Origin of the sequence: Pseudomonas sp. (genome assembly GCF_041601375.1) — a bacterium.
Lineage (GTDB): Bacteria > Pseudomonadota > Gammaproteobacteria > Pseudomonadales > Pseudomonadaceae > Aquipseudomonas.
Genome location: NZ_JBFIIG010000124.1, coordinates 1 through 12,428, shown reverse-complemented (window position 1 = coordinate 12,428; position 12,428 = coordinate 1). Strand labels below are relative to the sequence as shown.

General features: G+C 61.8%; 12 protein-coding genes and 3 tRNA genes. 9 read left to right on the top strand and 6 right to left on the bottom strand.

Annotated elements, in window-relative coordinates; genetic code table 11:
• Positions 1–218: hypothetical protein (locus tag ABZE94_RS15370; protein WP_372876369.1), on the top strand; the 218-nt coding region annotated here is incomplete at its 5' end.
• Between the two features lie 113 nt (positions 219–331).
• On the opposite strand, the gene ABZE94_RS15365 is transcribed toward ABZE94_RS15370, so the two are convergent.
• Together ABZE94_RS15365 and ABZE94_RS15360 are read right to left on the bottom strand one after the other, a co-directional pair.
• Positions 332–407, bottom strand: a tRNA-Asn gene (locus ABZE94_RS15365).
• A gap of 65 nt (positions 408–472) precedes the next feature.
• Positions 473–1,669: an amino acid aminotransferase gene (locus ABZE94_RS15360; RefSeq protein WP_372876368.1), complete on the bottom strand. Its 1,197-nt coding sequence runs from the start codon at positions 1,667–1,669 to the stop codon at positions 473–475.
• 175 nt (positions 1,670–1,844) lie between these two features.
• Between ABZE94_RS15360 and uvrB the strand changes: the two genes are divergently transcribed.
• Complete coding sequence (gene uvrB, locus ABZE94_RS15355) at positions 1,845–3,860, top strand: excinuclease ABC subunit UvrB (protein WP_372876367.1); 2,016 nt, start codon at positions 1,845–1,847, stop codon at positions 3,858–3,860.
• Between the two features lie 206 nt (positions 3,861–4,066).
• On the opposite strand, the gene rdgC is transcribed toward uvrB, so the two are convergent.
• Positions 4,067–4,987: a recombination-associated protein RdgC gene (gene rdgC, locus ABZE94_RS15350; protein ID WP_372876366.1), complete on the bottom strand. Its 921-nt coding sequence runs from the start codon at positions 4,985–4,987 to the stop codon at positions 4,067–4,069.
• Positions 4,988–5,274: 287 nt separating this feature from the next.
• Here rdgC and ABZE94_RS15345 point away from each other — a divergent pair.
• The 4 genes from ABZE94_RS15345 (at position 5,275) to ABZE94_RS15330 (ending at position 7,212) form a co-directional block, all read left to right on the top strand.
• Positions 5,275–5,350: transfer RNA gene (locus ABZE94_RS15345), tRNA-Val, on the top strand.
• A gap of 22 nt (positions 5,351–5,372) precedes the next feature.
• Positions 5,373–5,449 (top strand) — tRNA-Asp (locus ABZE94_RS15340).
• A 187-nt stretch (positions 5,450–5,636) separates the two neighbouring features.
• Positions 5,637–6,341: an FKBP-type peptidyl-prolyl cis-trans isomerase gene (locus ABZE94_RS15335; RefSeq protein WP_372876365.1), complete on the top strand. Its 705-nt coding sequence runs from the start codon at positions 5,637–5,639 to the stop codon at positions 6,339–6,341.
• Between the two features lie 412 nt (positions 6,342–6,753).
• Positions 6,754–7,212, top strand: a complete 459-nt coding sequence (locus tag ABZE94_RS15330; protein WP_372876364.1) for a YkvA family protein — start codon at positions 6,754–6,756, stop codon at positions 7,210–7,212.
• 88 nt (positions 7,213–7,300) lie between these two features.
• Here the strand turns inward: ABZE94_RS15330 and ABZE94_RS15325 are convergent, their stop codons facing one another.
• Complete coding sequence (locus tag ABZE94_RS15325; RefSeq protein WP_372876363.1) at positions 7,301–8,038, bottom strand: substrate-binding periplasmic protein; 738 nt, start codon at positions 8,036–8,038, stop codon at positions 7,301–7,303.
• A gap of 134 nt (positions 8,039–8,172) precedes the next feature.
• On the opposite strand from ABZE94_RS15325, the gene ABZE94_RS15320 reads away from it, so the two are divergent.
• Genes ABZE94_RS15320 through ABZE94_RS15310 form a run of 3 tightly spaced genes read left to right on the top strand, consistent with a single transcriptional unit; the run spans position 8,173 to position 9,329 of the window.
• Entirely contained in the window at positions 8,173–8,499 is a 327-nt protein-coding gene (locus tag ABZE94_RS15320) for a helix-turn-helix transcriptional regulator (RefSeq protein ID WP_372876362.1), read from the top strand.
• Complete coding sequence (locus ABZE94_RS15315) at positions 8,496–8,861, top strand: hypothetical protein (RefSeq protein WP_372876361.1); 366 nt, start codon at positions 8,496–8,498, stop codon at positions 8,859–8,861. The genes ABZE94_RS15320 and ABZE94_RS15315 overlap by 4 nt, the downstream gene beginning before the upstream one ends.
• On the top strand, positions 8,862–9,329 hold the full coding sequence (locus ABZE94_RS15310; protein WP_372876360.1) for a sel1 repeat family protein: 468 nt from the start codon (positions 8,862–8,864) through the stop codon (positions 9,327–9,329). It begins immediately after the preceding gene.
• Positions 9,330–9,523: 194 nt separating this feature from the next.
• Here ABZE94_RS15310 and ABZE94_RS15305 read toward each other — a convergent pair whose 3' ends face one another.
• Together ABZE94_RS15305 and ABZE94_RS15300 are read right to left on the bottom strand one after the other, a co-directional pair.
• Positions 9,524–11,284, bottom strand: a complete 1,761-nt coding sequence (locus ABZE94_RS15305; protein ID WP_372876359.1) for a bifunctional diguanylate cyclase/phosphodiesterase — start codon at positions 11,282–11,284, stop codon at positions 9,524–9,526.
• A 103-nt stretch (positions 11,285–11,387) separates the two neighbouring features.
• A partial coding sequence (locus ABZE94_RS15300) for a carboxy terminal-processing peptidase (protein ID WP_372876358.1) occupies positions 11,388–12,428 on the bottom strand: 1,041 nt, incomplete at its 5' end.

The following is a 12,428-nucleotide window of genomic DNA, read 5'->3' as shown; positions in this document are numbered from 1 at the left end:
GGAAGCTTACGAAGCCAAAAGCAAAGAGCGACAGCTGCGAGCCCTGCTACGCAAGGCCCGCCAACTCGGGATGGAGCTGGTTCATGCAGCTTAGATTTTTAAGAGCAAAAACAATGAGTTATATTTTGTTTGATGAGAGTCCGCAGGCAATAAAAACCCGGCTGGATGGCCGGGTTCTCGGATTTGGCTCCGCGACCAGGACTCGACAGCGCAGCTGAACGCGCTTCAGCGCGGCCCCGGAGGGGTGAGCCTTGGCGAATAACCTGGGACGCAGTCCCGGCGAGAGTCCGCAGGCAATAAAAACCCGGCTGGATGGCCGGGTTCTCGAATTTGGCTCCGCGACCAGGACTCGAACCTGGGACCCAATGATTAACAGTCATTTGCTCTACCGACTGAGCTATCGCGGAATAACGGTGCGTATCCTACTGATTAGGAAGGGGAAGTCAAGTATCTCGGACTTCCCCTTGGCGGTTCAGAGGACCTGGGCGATGGCCTGGGTAACGGCCGGCAGATTACGCTGGTTCAGCGCCGCGACACAGATGCGCCCGGTGCCGACGGCGTAGATGCCGAATTCGCTTTTCAGGCGTTCCACCTGCTCGGTGGTGAGCCCCGAGTAGGAGAACATGCCGCGCTGTTGGGCGACGAAGCTGAAGTCGCGCTTGGCGCCCAGGGCGGTTAGCTGCTCGACCATGGCCAGGCGCATGGTGCGAATGCGTTCACGCATTTCGCCCAGTTCGGCTTCCCACATGGCCCGCAGTTCGGGCGTGTTGAGCACTGCCGCGACGACGCTGGCGCCATGGGTCGGCGGGTTCGAGTAGTTGGTGCGGATCACCCGCTTGAGTTGCGATAGCACTCGGCCGGTTTCATCTTGCGAGCCGGTGACGATGGACAGCGCGCCGACCCGTTCGCCATACAGCGAGAACGACTTGGAGAAGGAGCTGGAAACGAAGAAGGTCAAGCCGGATTCGGCGAACAGGCGCACGGCCGCGGCGTCTTCCTCGATACCGTCGCCAAAGCCCTGGTAGGCGATGTCGAGGAAGGGTACATGTTCGCGTTCGCGCAGAATGTCGAGAATGGCCTGCCAGTCGTCCATGCTCAGGTCGACGCCGGTCGGGTTGTGGCAGCAGGCGTGCAGCACCACGATCGAGCGGGCGGGCAGGTTCTTCAGGTCTTCGAGCAGGCCGCCACGGTTCACGCCGTTGCTGAAGGCGTCATAATAGCGGTAGTTGCGCACCGGGAAGCCGGCGGCTTCGAACAGGGCACGGTGGTTTTCCCAGCTCGGGTCGCTGATGGCCACGGCGGCATCCGGGAGCAGGCGCTTGAGGAAGTCCGCGCCGACTTTCAAGGCGCCGGTGCCGCCCAGGGCCTGGGCGGTGATCACTCGGCCTTCTTGCGCCAGGGTCGAGCCGGCGCCGAACAGCAGGGTCTGCACGGCCTGGTCGTAGGCGGCGATGCCCTCGATCGGCAGGTAGCCACGGGGCGCATGGGTGGCGGCCAGCGCATTTTCTGCTTCCTCCACCGCCCGCATCAGCGGAATTCGCCCATCTTCATTGGTGTACACGCCAACGCCGAGGTTGACCTTGGTGGGACGGGTATCGGCGTTAAAGGCTTCGTTGAGGCCCAGGATGGGGTCGCGCGGCGCCATTTCGACGGCAGAGAACAGGCTCATGGATGCGGCAGCTCGGGGGAAGAGGGGTGAATGTCTGCAAGGCCCCGCTAGGGGTTGCGTAAGTGGGCCGTTAGTATAACGACCCATAACGTGTGTCGCGACAGCGGGTACACGCATTTCAACTGTTTTGACGTACGCTCTCTGATCGCGTCACAGTCGTTTGTCGAGGTTAGTCATGTCCAAGTTCCAACTGGTCACCCGTTTCCAGCCTGCCGGCGATCAGCCGGAGGCCATTCGGCAGATGGTGGAAGGCATTGAGGCGGGTTTGTCGCACCAGACCCTGCTCGGCGTGACTGGCTCGGGCAAGACCTTCAGCATCGCCAACGTGATCGCCCAGATCCAGCGGCCGACCCTGGTGCTGGCGCCGAACAAGACCCTGGCCGCGCAGTTGTATGGCGAGTTCAAGAGCTTCTTCCCGAACAATGCGGTGGAGTATTTCGTTTCCTATTACGACTACTACCAGCCGGAAGCCTATGTGCCGTCCTCCGATACCTTTATCGAGAAGGACGCCTCGATCAACGACCATATCGAGCAGATGCGCCTGTCGGCGACCAAGGCGCTGCTGGAGCGGCCGGATGCGATCATCGTCACCACGGTGTCGTGCATCTACGGCCTGGGCAGCCCCGAGTCCTATCTGAAAATGGTGCTGCACGTCGACCGCGGCGACAAGCTGGATCAGCGTGAGCTGCTGCGCCGCCTGGCCGACTTGCAGTACACGCGCAACGATATGGATTTTGCCCGTGCCAGCTTCCGGGTGCGCGGCGACGTGATCGATGTGTTCCCCGCGGAGTCGGAGCTGGAGGCCGTGCGTGTCGAGCTGTTCGACGACGAGGTGGAGAGCCTGTCGGCATTCGATCCATTGACCGGCGAGGTGATCCGCAAGCTGCCGCGTTTCACCTTCTACCCCAAGAGCCATTACGTCACCCCGCGCGAGGTGCTGCTGGAGGCGGTGGACAAGATCAAGGTCGAGCTGGCCGAACGCCTGGACTACCTGCGCAGCAGCAACAAGCTGGTCGAGGCCCAGCGCCTGGAGCAGCGCACCCGTTTCGACCTGGAGATGATTCTCGAGCTGGGCTACTGCAACGGCATCGAGAACTACTCGCGCTACCTCTCCGGGCGCGGACCGGGCGAGCCGCCACCGACCCTCTACGACTACCTGCCGGACGAGGCGCTGCTGGTGATCGACGAGTCCCACGTCTCGGTGCCGCAGGTCGGCGCCATGTACAAGGGCGACCGCTCGCGCAAGGAAACCCTGGTCGAGTACGGCTTCCGTCTGCCCTCGGCGCTGGACAACCGGCCGATGCGCTTCGAGGAGTGGGAGGCGGCCAGTCCGCAGACCATCTTCGTCTCGGCGACCCCGGGCAACTACGAAGCCGAGCATGCCGGCCGGGTGATCGAGCAGGTGGTGCGCCCCACCGGGCTGGTCGACCCGCAGATCGAGGTGCGCCCGGCGCTGACCCAGGTCGACGACCTGCTCTCGGAAATCCACAAGCGCGTGGCGCTGGGCGAGCGGGTGCTGGTCACCACCTTGACCAAGCGCATGGCCGAGGATCTGACCGACTACCTGGCCGATCATGGCGCCAAGGTGCGTTACCTGCACTCAGATATCGACACGGTGGAGCGGGTCGAGATCATCCGCGACCTGCGCATCGGTGCCTTCGATGTGCTGGTCGGCATCAACCTGCTGCGCGAAGGCCTGGACATGCCGGAGGTGTCGCTGGTGGCGATTCTCGATGCCGACAAGGAGGGCTTCCTGCGCAGCGAGCGCTCGCTGATCCAGACCATCGGCCGCGCCGCGCGCAACCTCAACGGCCGGGCGATCCTCTATGCCGATCGCATGACCGGCTCGATGGAGCGCGCCATCGGCGAGACCGAGCGGCGGCGCAACAAACAGATCGCCTTCAACGCCGCCAATGGCATCACCCCCAAAGGCGTGTTCAAGGACGTCCAGGACATCCTCGAAGGCGCCACAGTGCCGGGCTCGCGCAGCAAGAAGCGCAAGGGCATGGCCCAGGCCGCGGAAGAAAGCGCGCGCTACGAGAACGAGTTGCGTTCGCCGAGCGAAATCGCCAAGCGCATCCGCCAACTGGAAGAGAAGATGTACCAGCTGGCCCGCGACCTGGAGTTCGAGGCCGCCGCGCAGCTGCGTGATGAGATCCACAAGCTGCGCGAACGCCTGTTGCAGGTGTGACCGGGCGGCTGTTGATTCTGGCGGGCTTGCGAGCAGCGCCGCAGTTGTGGCCCGGGCATGTAGTCTGGATAAGCCGTGGCGCAATCCGGGAGACGTTCCCGGATTGCGCTGGCGCTTATCAGGGCTACAGCTGAAACATGCAAGAAAGGCTCACGTGACGCGGGATTAGCGAGCCTGGCTGGCAGTCAGCCCGCGCGCTACCCATCTCAGATGCCCTGGGGTGTCTCTTCGCCGCCAAGGGCTTCGAACAGCGCCGGGAGGAAGTCGACGAAGGTCAGCATCATCAGGGTGAAGCTGGCGTCCTGTTGGCCGAGGGCGTCATCGCCGCCATCCTGTTCAGCCTGATCCTGCAACAGGTCTTCGAAGCGCAGGCGCTTGACCACCAACTTGTCGTCGAGCATGAACGACAGCTTGTCCTGCCAGGCCAGCGACAGTTGGGTGACCTGTTTGCCGGCGGTCATGTGCAGCTGGATTTCGTCGCTGGTCAGGTCCTGACGTTTGCAGCGCACCACGCCGCCATCTTCGTGGGTGTCGCGCAGCTCGCATTCGTCGAGCACATGGAAGTCGTCGGCGGCTTTCTGCGTCTTGACCCATTCGGTCATGGTGGCGCTGGGGGCAATCTTCACCGTCAGTGGGCGTACCGGCAGCGAACCGATGGCTTCACGCAGGGTGGAGAGCAGGTCTTCGGCGCGTTTCGGGCTGGAGGCATCGACCAGAATCAGCCCCTGTTTCGGGGCGATGGCGGCGAAGGTCGCCGACTTGCGGATAAAGGCGCGCGGCAGGAAGGTCTGCACGATGTCGTCCTTGAGCTGGTCGCGCTCCTTCTTGTAGACCTTGCGCATCTGCTCGGCTTCGATCTCGTCGACTTTCTCCTTCAAGGCATCGCGCACTACGCTGCCCGGCAGGATGCGTTCTTCCTTGCGCGCCGCGATCAGCAGAAAGTCGCCGCTGACATGCACCAGCGGTGCATCGCCGCCCTTGCCGAAGGGGGCGATGAAGCCATAGGTGGTCAGCTCCTGGCTCGCGCATGGGCGCGCCGGTTTGGCCGCCAGTGCGGTTTCGAGTGCTTCGGCATCGAAGGGAATATCTTGGGTAAGGCGATAAACCAGCAGGTTGCGAAACCACATGAGGGGTGATTCTCCATATAACGTGAAAGCCGCGAAGCGGCGCCATCCTTATGTCCTTCTCCCCCAGGGAGAAGGTGGCGCGCAGCGACGGATGAGGGAAGCGGATATGTCGCAAGTGGTTCTTATGGTTCCGCGACACACCCGTCGATACAAAGCGCGCATTATTCTCCCCTCGGCGCCTCAGGCCAACCCTGTGTAAGCCTTTGGCACGTCGATAAAAAATTATTAAATCAGTGCTTGCCAAGGGGGGGGTGGCTGTCTAGAATGCGCCCCACTTCGAGAGTGAAGGGTGATTAGCTCAGCTGGGAGAGCATCTGCCTTACAAGCAGAGGGTCGGCGGTTCGATCCCGTCATCACCCACCAAACTCGCTTTTTGAAGTTACGCGCAGCGGTAGTTCAGTCGGTTAGAATACCGGCCTGTCACGCCGGGGGTCGCGGGTTCGAGTCCCGTCCGCTGCGCCATTTTTTACCTCGCCCCATCTCCGCTGTGCCCCTTCGAACTACTCGCTGTATCCCTCCGAAATTCCGCTTAAATACCTGAACTTATACGCATTTCCCCGTTCGTATCCTGGTAGCCAGTGATTGCGGCAGCCTGCTAAGCTCGCGCCTTCACTCGATTGCCCTAGGGCGCACCGAACAAGGAATAAGCATGAAACAACATCGTTTAGCGGCGGCGGTCGCCTTGGTAGGCCTGGTACTCGCAGGTTGTGATTCGCAAACCAGCGTAGAACTGGAGACCCCGGCGCAGAAAGCCTCCTACGGTATCGGCCTGAACATGGGCAAGAGCCTGGCGCAGGAAGGTATGGATGACCTGGACTCGAAAGCCGTGGCCCAGGGCATCGAAGATGCCATCGGCAAGAAAGAACAGCGCCTGAAAGACGACGAGCTGGTCGAGGCATTCGCGTTCCTGCAGAAGCGTGCCGAGGAGCGTATGGCTGCCATGAATGAGGAGGCGGTCAAGGCCGGCAAGAAATTCCTCGAAGAGAACGGCAAGCGCGAAGGGGTGGTCACCACCGAGTCCGGTTTGCAGTACGAAGTGCTGAAGAAAGTCGAAGGCGAGCAGCCGAAAGCCACCGACGTGGTGAGCGTGCACTATGAAGGCAAATTGACCGATGGCAGCGTGTTCGACAGTTCCATCGAACGCGGTACCCCGATCGAACTGCCGGTCAGCGGCGTGATCCCAGGCTGGGTCGAAGGCCTGCAATTGATGCATGTCGGCGAGAAGTACAAGCTCTATATTCCGAGCGAGCTGGCCTACGGCGAGCAAAGCCCGACTCCGGCGATCCCGGCCAACTCGGTGCTGGTGTTCGAGTTGGAGCTGCTGGAGATCAAGGCTGCCAAGACAGAAGAGTAAGCGCTAGGCGTTTGCCCGGCCCGGGACAGTCCCGGGTTCGACAGGCTGCCAAGGTTGCGAGCAACGCCCCGTTTCGACGGGGCGTTGGCGTTTTTGTCGGTGACAATACGAGCCTGGAATTGACCGGCCGGTCGTAAAAAAGGCCTGATTGAAATTCTGGCGTCATGGTTATGCACATTTTGCCTGGCTTGATTTCGAGGTTGACATGAGCTTCTTGAAAAAAACTTTGCAAAATTCAAGTTGTTGATTTAAAAGATATTTATTGAGTGGATGAAAAATGTCCGATCTGTAGCAAGCCCGCATGGGCTGGGCGTTTGATAGGCTCATCAGGAATCTGTTCACAAGGTTATCCACAGCTTTAGTGGATAACCCAAGCCAGCCCAGCAGCCATGCGGGTTGAAGAGTAATGCCCATGAAACAGCCGTGGAATTTTTCCAGTTATCTGCGCTTGGCACCGTCTTTTTTACGTCGTGGCCGGTTGCCCGCCTTGCTGCTGGCGGTGGCGCGCAAGAGTGGCAAGCAAGGCTGGCGCTTCAATGCGTTGAAAGATGACTTGCGACTCCTGCAAGGCCTCTGCATGGCCTGGTGGCGAGGGGAGTATCGTGCGATCAGCTCGCAGGCGTTACTGGCAGTAGTGGCGGCGCTGCTGTATTTCGTCACGCCACTGGATGCGCTGCCGGATTGGTTGCCGCTGGTGGGCTTTGTCGATGATCTGGCCGTGCTGGCCTGGGTGCTGCGCACCTGGAGCGATGAACTGGCGGCATTTCGTGCCTGGCGGGAAGCCCAGGCGCCTGAGGTGCTCGAGGTGATCGAGCGCTTGCCGGATGGGCAAAACCCGGCGTTGGATATACCGAGCCCTGAGAGCCGGTGAGCATAGGCTCGCCTCCTGCGGCGTTGTGCTATGTGAGCGCGTGGAGACAGCCGCGCTAGGGCGCTCGATTTTTACCGGCTCTGGCGGGCTACTGGGGGGCGGCTCGGGGGTCGTCGAGCATCTGTGCGATCGCGCCCGAGTCGCGCAATTCCAGCAGCACCTCGTCCAGCCTCTCGACAGCGACCGGCAGATGCTGCCCATAGATGCAATGCAGGTCGTAGCGCTGCACCACCCAGTCACTGAAGTGCAGTGGCAGTTCCGGGTGCTGGGCCAGCCTGTAGGCCAGGGGGCGGCGCATGTCGATCAGCGCATCCAGGCGCTGTCTGCTCAGCAGGTAAAGTCCACTGTCGAGGTCGCGGACATTCTGGCGCGTCACCAGCTTGCGGGCGAAGGCCTCCATCAATGGCAGGCTGTAGATATAGCCGAGCTGGGTGCCGAGGACTTTACCGTGCAGATCTTGTAATCCTGTCATGGGTGCATCGCTGTCATGCTGGAGGAGCACGTCTTCCTCCTGGTAAAGCCTGGGTGACCAATGGTAGCGCTGTGGTTCGGCCAGCCAGTCGGGGTTGGCGTTGCAGATCAGATGAATGCGTCCGCGCTGAATGAACTCTTCGATACGCTTGTTCGGGGTCTCGACGAAGCGCACATCGAGATCCAGGCGCTGGCCGACTCTGCTGCCAAGTCGGTGGGTGAAACCGCTGCGCAATTGATGATTGCGTACCTCGACATAGGGCATGCCATCGGCCGGGGAGAAGCCCCAGCGCAATGCCTCTGCGCCGCTTATGCCGCTCCAGCAGCCCAGCAGCAGGATCGCCAGTACTCTCAAAATGCCCCCGGAATATTGCCCTGACAGTGTCAAGGCAGTATAGGTCACGCCCTTTAGAGTATCGGGCTGTTAACATAGCCCTCTGCAAGGAAGGCGCTAAGGCTGCCGGTACTGCTTTCCACGGAGAGTCGAGAATGAAAGTGCAAGTAATCAAACGTGATGGAGAACCCGAATATGCGGTACTGCCCTGGGCCGATTACCTGGCCTTGTTGCAGGCCGCGGGGCACGCTACGCAAGTGCCCGAAGCGGCTGCGGCTGCGGATACGCTCAAGCCGGCGCTGAGCGAGTTGACGCGTTTGCGTGAAGAGAAGGGCTTGTCGCAGCAGGAATTGGCGCGTTCGGTGGGGATCAGTCCGCATTATCTGGGCATGATCGAAAGCGCCGAGCGCCAGCCGGATGCCGCCATCAAGCGGGCCTTGGCCTGGGCGCTGGGTGTCGCTGGTTGGGAGGAGAAGCTTTGAGCGTAAGTATCAGTCGTCAACATTGGCAAGCCTTACTCGATGAGCTGGAGGATGCCCGACGCCAGCGCCATCTGCTGACCTATCGGGCATTGGTCGAGCGGTTGGCCTTGCCGACCCCTGCGATGCAAACGCTGACTGCTGCGTTGGAGCACCTGGCGACCCTGGATGCCCGTGCCGAGCGGCCGCTGCGCAGCGCCTTGGTGATCAGTCAGGGGGCCAGCCGGCTACCGCGAACCGGATTTTTCGACTGCGTGACCCGCCTTGGCCGCTTCAACGGTGCTTCGGACGGCGTCGCTGCCGCGTCCTGGCATGCGGCCGAAGTGGTACGGGTATTCGAGTTCGATTACCCCGAGGCGCTCTAGGTGCTTTGGCGGCTGCGTGCGCGGATAGGCTATGGCCTGGCCCGACGGTTGTTCCACTGGTCGTGGCTGGTCAAACAGCCGCGTGGTTGGCGCTGGCTTGAAGGGCGGTTCGCGCGCATGGCCAACCTCGGCGATGTTGCCGCGCAGAGCTTCTACGGACATATCCTGGTGTTTCGTGGTCAGGGGGTTGGCGCCCGTGAAGAAGGCGTGCGTCTGTTGCGCCAGGCCGCCATTGCAGGCGACGCCAAGGCTGCCTATCAGCTAGGTGCGCTGAGCCTGGCGGGCGATACCCGGCAAGCCCCCGATGGCCTTGAGGCTGCGCGCTGGTGGGCGCTGGCGGCCACGGCTGGCCATCCCCTGGCGGCCCGACGCTTGGCCGACCTGTATCGCGAGGGCGGTCCCGGCTTGCCGGCCGATGCCGAGCAGGCGGCGCGCTTTGTCCGGCGGGCGCAGGAACTGGGGCTGTAGCGGGGCAGGAATCCATCGGAGCCTATGGGCAAGCGGGTATGCAAGACTACCCGCGGTGCTGTCTCGTCTGTGAGCCGGCGGTCCGCCGGCTCGCTGCAGGATTGCCGGATCACGGCAAGCTGGCTCCTGCAGATTTTTATACCCTGAGCAGGCTCCAGGCTCCAGGCTCCAGGCTTGAGGGTTGCGCGATCGCCTTATGCCGACACCCTGTGCGTGTCGATGATGTGCAGGCTGTAGCCGGGCACCGCCTTGGCGTGACGCTTGGCCTCCGAAGCCAGGCCGGCGAGCTGGCTGGCGTCCAGTCGCGCGCACTGTTCCGGGCGCAAGTGCACCACGCCCAGTGACAGGGAGAGCAGGGCGAATTCCTGGCGCTGGCCCTGCCGACTGTGGGCGACCAGGCAACCCGCTTGCAGGTGTTCATCGCTGTAGAAGCGCCGGCATTGGCTTTGAAAGTCTTCCTGCAGGCGATTGAGGCGGGCCCGCCAGTCGTGCGAGCCGAGCACCAGCAAGAAGTCGTCGCCGCCAATATGGCCGACGAAATCACGGGCAGGGTCTACCCGCTCACTCAGGCATTGCGCCAGGCTCAGCAACACTTCATCGCCTTTGGCATAGCCATAGAGGTCGTTGAACGGCTTGAAATTGTCGATATCCACGTAGCAGATCACCGCTTCGCGGGCTTGCTGCAGCAGGCGCGTCAGGCATTGCTGGATGGGCACATTACCCGGCAGCAGGGTCAGCGGGTTGGCGTAGCGCGCTTGCTGGATCTTCAGTTCGGTGATCAGCTTGAGCACATCGATCACCCGCCCCAGACCCAGGTAAGTGCCGTCCTGGGTAATGATGAAGTCTTCCTCGATGCGCTGACGGGCACGGCTGGTGAGCAGGCGGCTGACCTTCTGCAGCGACTGTTTCAGTTCGACGGCGAGGAAGTCATGGCTCATCAGGCGGCTGATCGGTTTGCGGGCGAACAGGTCGGTGGCGAACGGCTTGAGCAGCGCTTCGGAGAGCGCATGGCGGTTGACGATGCCGACCGGTTGTCCGTGCTCATCGACGACCGCCAGGGAGTTGAGGTTGGCCTGGGCGCGGAAGGCTTCCAGCACCTCGGCGATCGGCGTGTGCTGGGCTACTGCCGGCTGTTCGTTGAGCAGGGCGCTGAGGTTGCTGCCTTCCTCGCTCAGGATCAGGGTATTGCCGTTGAGCTTCGGCAGGAGCTGATGCGCGTCCTGCGGCGGTTGTTCCTGCGGGCGGCAGAGTAAGTAGCCTTGCAGCAGATCGATGCCCATCTCCGCCAGCACGACGAGCTCTTCTTCCAGTTCGATGCCTTCGGCGATCACCTGGGCGCGTGACGCCTTGGCCATCTTCAGAATCGAGCCGACGAACTCGCGTTTGACCGCATCCTGATGAATGCCGTCGATGAAGTGGCGGTCAATTTTCACGTAATCCGGGCGAAGTTCTGACCACAGGCGCAGGCTGGAATAGCCCGCACCCAGGTCGTCCAGGGCAATCGAGAAGCCCATGGCGCGGTAATGGTGCAGGGCGGTGTCGAGGAGGGCGAAATCCTCGGTGGGCGACTGCTCGGTCAGCTCGATCACCACCTGGCTGGGCGGGATGCCATAGGCTTGCAGCAACTGCAGGGTGCGGCCGGGTTGATGGCCGGGTTCCAGCAGTGAATCCGGGGAGACGTTGAGAAACAGCTTGCCCGGCAGTTGCAGTTCACTGAAGCGCCGGCAGGCATTTTTGCGGCAGGCCACTTCCAGTTCGCCCAGCCGCCCGGCATTGCGTGCCACGGCGAACAGATTGATTGGCGAGTGCAGTGGGCTGTTGGAGGGGCCGCGAGTCAGGGCTTCGTAACCAAGAATGCGTCGTTCGGAAAGGCTGACGATGGGCTGGAACAAACTATGCAAATCGCCGTGAGCGAGAATATGCTCTAGCGCGCTCAGTTGCTCGGTGACGGTCATGAGGGTCTCGATATCCAGAAAAAGCGAAGGGCTGATATCGCTATCAGCCCCTGCATTTCACGACAGATTGATGACCCTTTGATGACAGCCGTAAGCCGCTAGCTCATTGTTTGGCCAGTCGCGAACTCAGTCCGAGAAAGTCCAGCAGGATATGCCCGCTTTCGGCGAGGAAGGCGTCATCTTCCGGCTTGGTTTTCTCCGGCTCGACCGGGGTCGCGTCTTCGTCTTCCTTTTTCAGCTCGCTGAGTAGGGTTTCCCCCTTGGCTTTGCGGCGGCTGTTCTCGATCACCAGCTGCTGCGCTTCTATATCGGTCTGTTGCGCACGGCGTTCGCTTTCGTTGAGGCTGACGCGGGTTTCATCCATGAGCTTTTGCGCCAGCGCCAGACGTTCGCGGGTGAAGGTGAAGTCCGGATTCTTCGCCGTGCGGTTCTGGTAGCGGGCCTGCAGTTCTTCCAGGAAGGGCTGGATCGGATCCAGTTCGGGGGTGATCGCCGCCTTGATGCTGTCCCACGGCAATGCCTCGGGCAGGGCGCTTTCGCCGATTTCCTTGGTGTCCATCACGTCGGGATACTGGATGTCCGGGATCACGCCCTGGTGCTGGGTGCTTTGCCCGGAAACGCGGTAGAACTTGGCCAGGGTCAGCTTCAGCTCGCCGTGATTGAGCGGTTGAATGGTCTGTACCGTGCCTTTGCCGAAGGTCTGGCCGCCGAGGATCAGCGCACGGTGATAGTCCTGCATGGCGCCGGCGAAAATCTCCGAAGCCGAGGCGGACAGGCGGTTGACCAGTACGGCCAGGGGGCCTTTGTAGTAGATGCCGGTATTTTCATCGGCCAGTACATCGACCCGGCCGTCGCTGTTGCGTACCAGTACGGTCGGGCCCTGGTCGATGAACAGCCCGGTCAGTTCGGTGGCCTCCTGCAGGGAGCCGCCGCCGTTGTTGCGCAGGTCGATGACCACGCCGTCGACTTTTTCCTGCTCCAGTTCGGCGATCAGGCGTTTGACGTCGCGGGTCGTGCTCTTGTAATCCGGATCACCGGCGCGAAAGGCCTTGAAGTCGAGATAGAACGCGGGAATTTCGATGACGCCCAGTTTGTAGTCGCGCCCTTCGTGGGTGAGCCGCAGCACGGATTTCTTCGCGGCCTG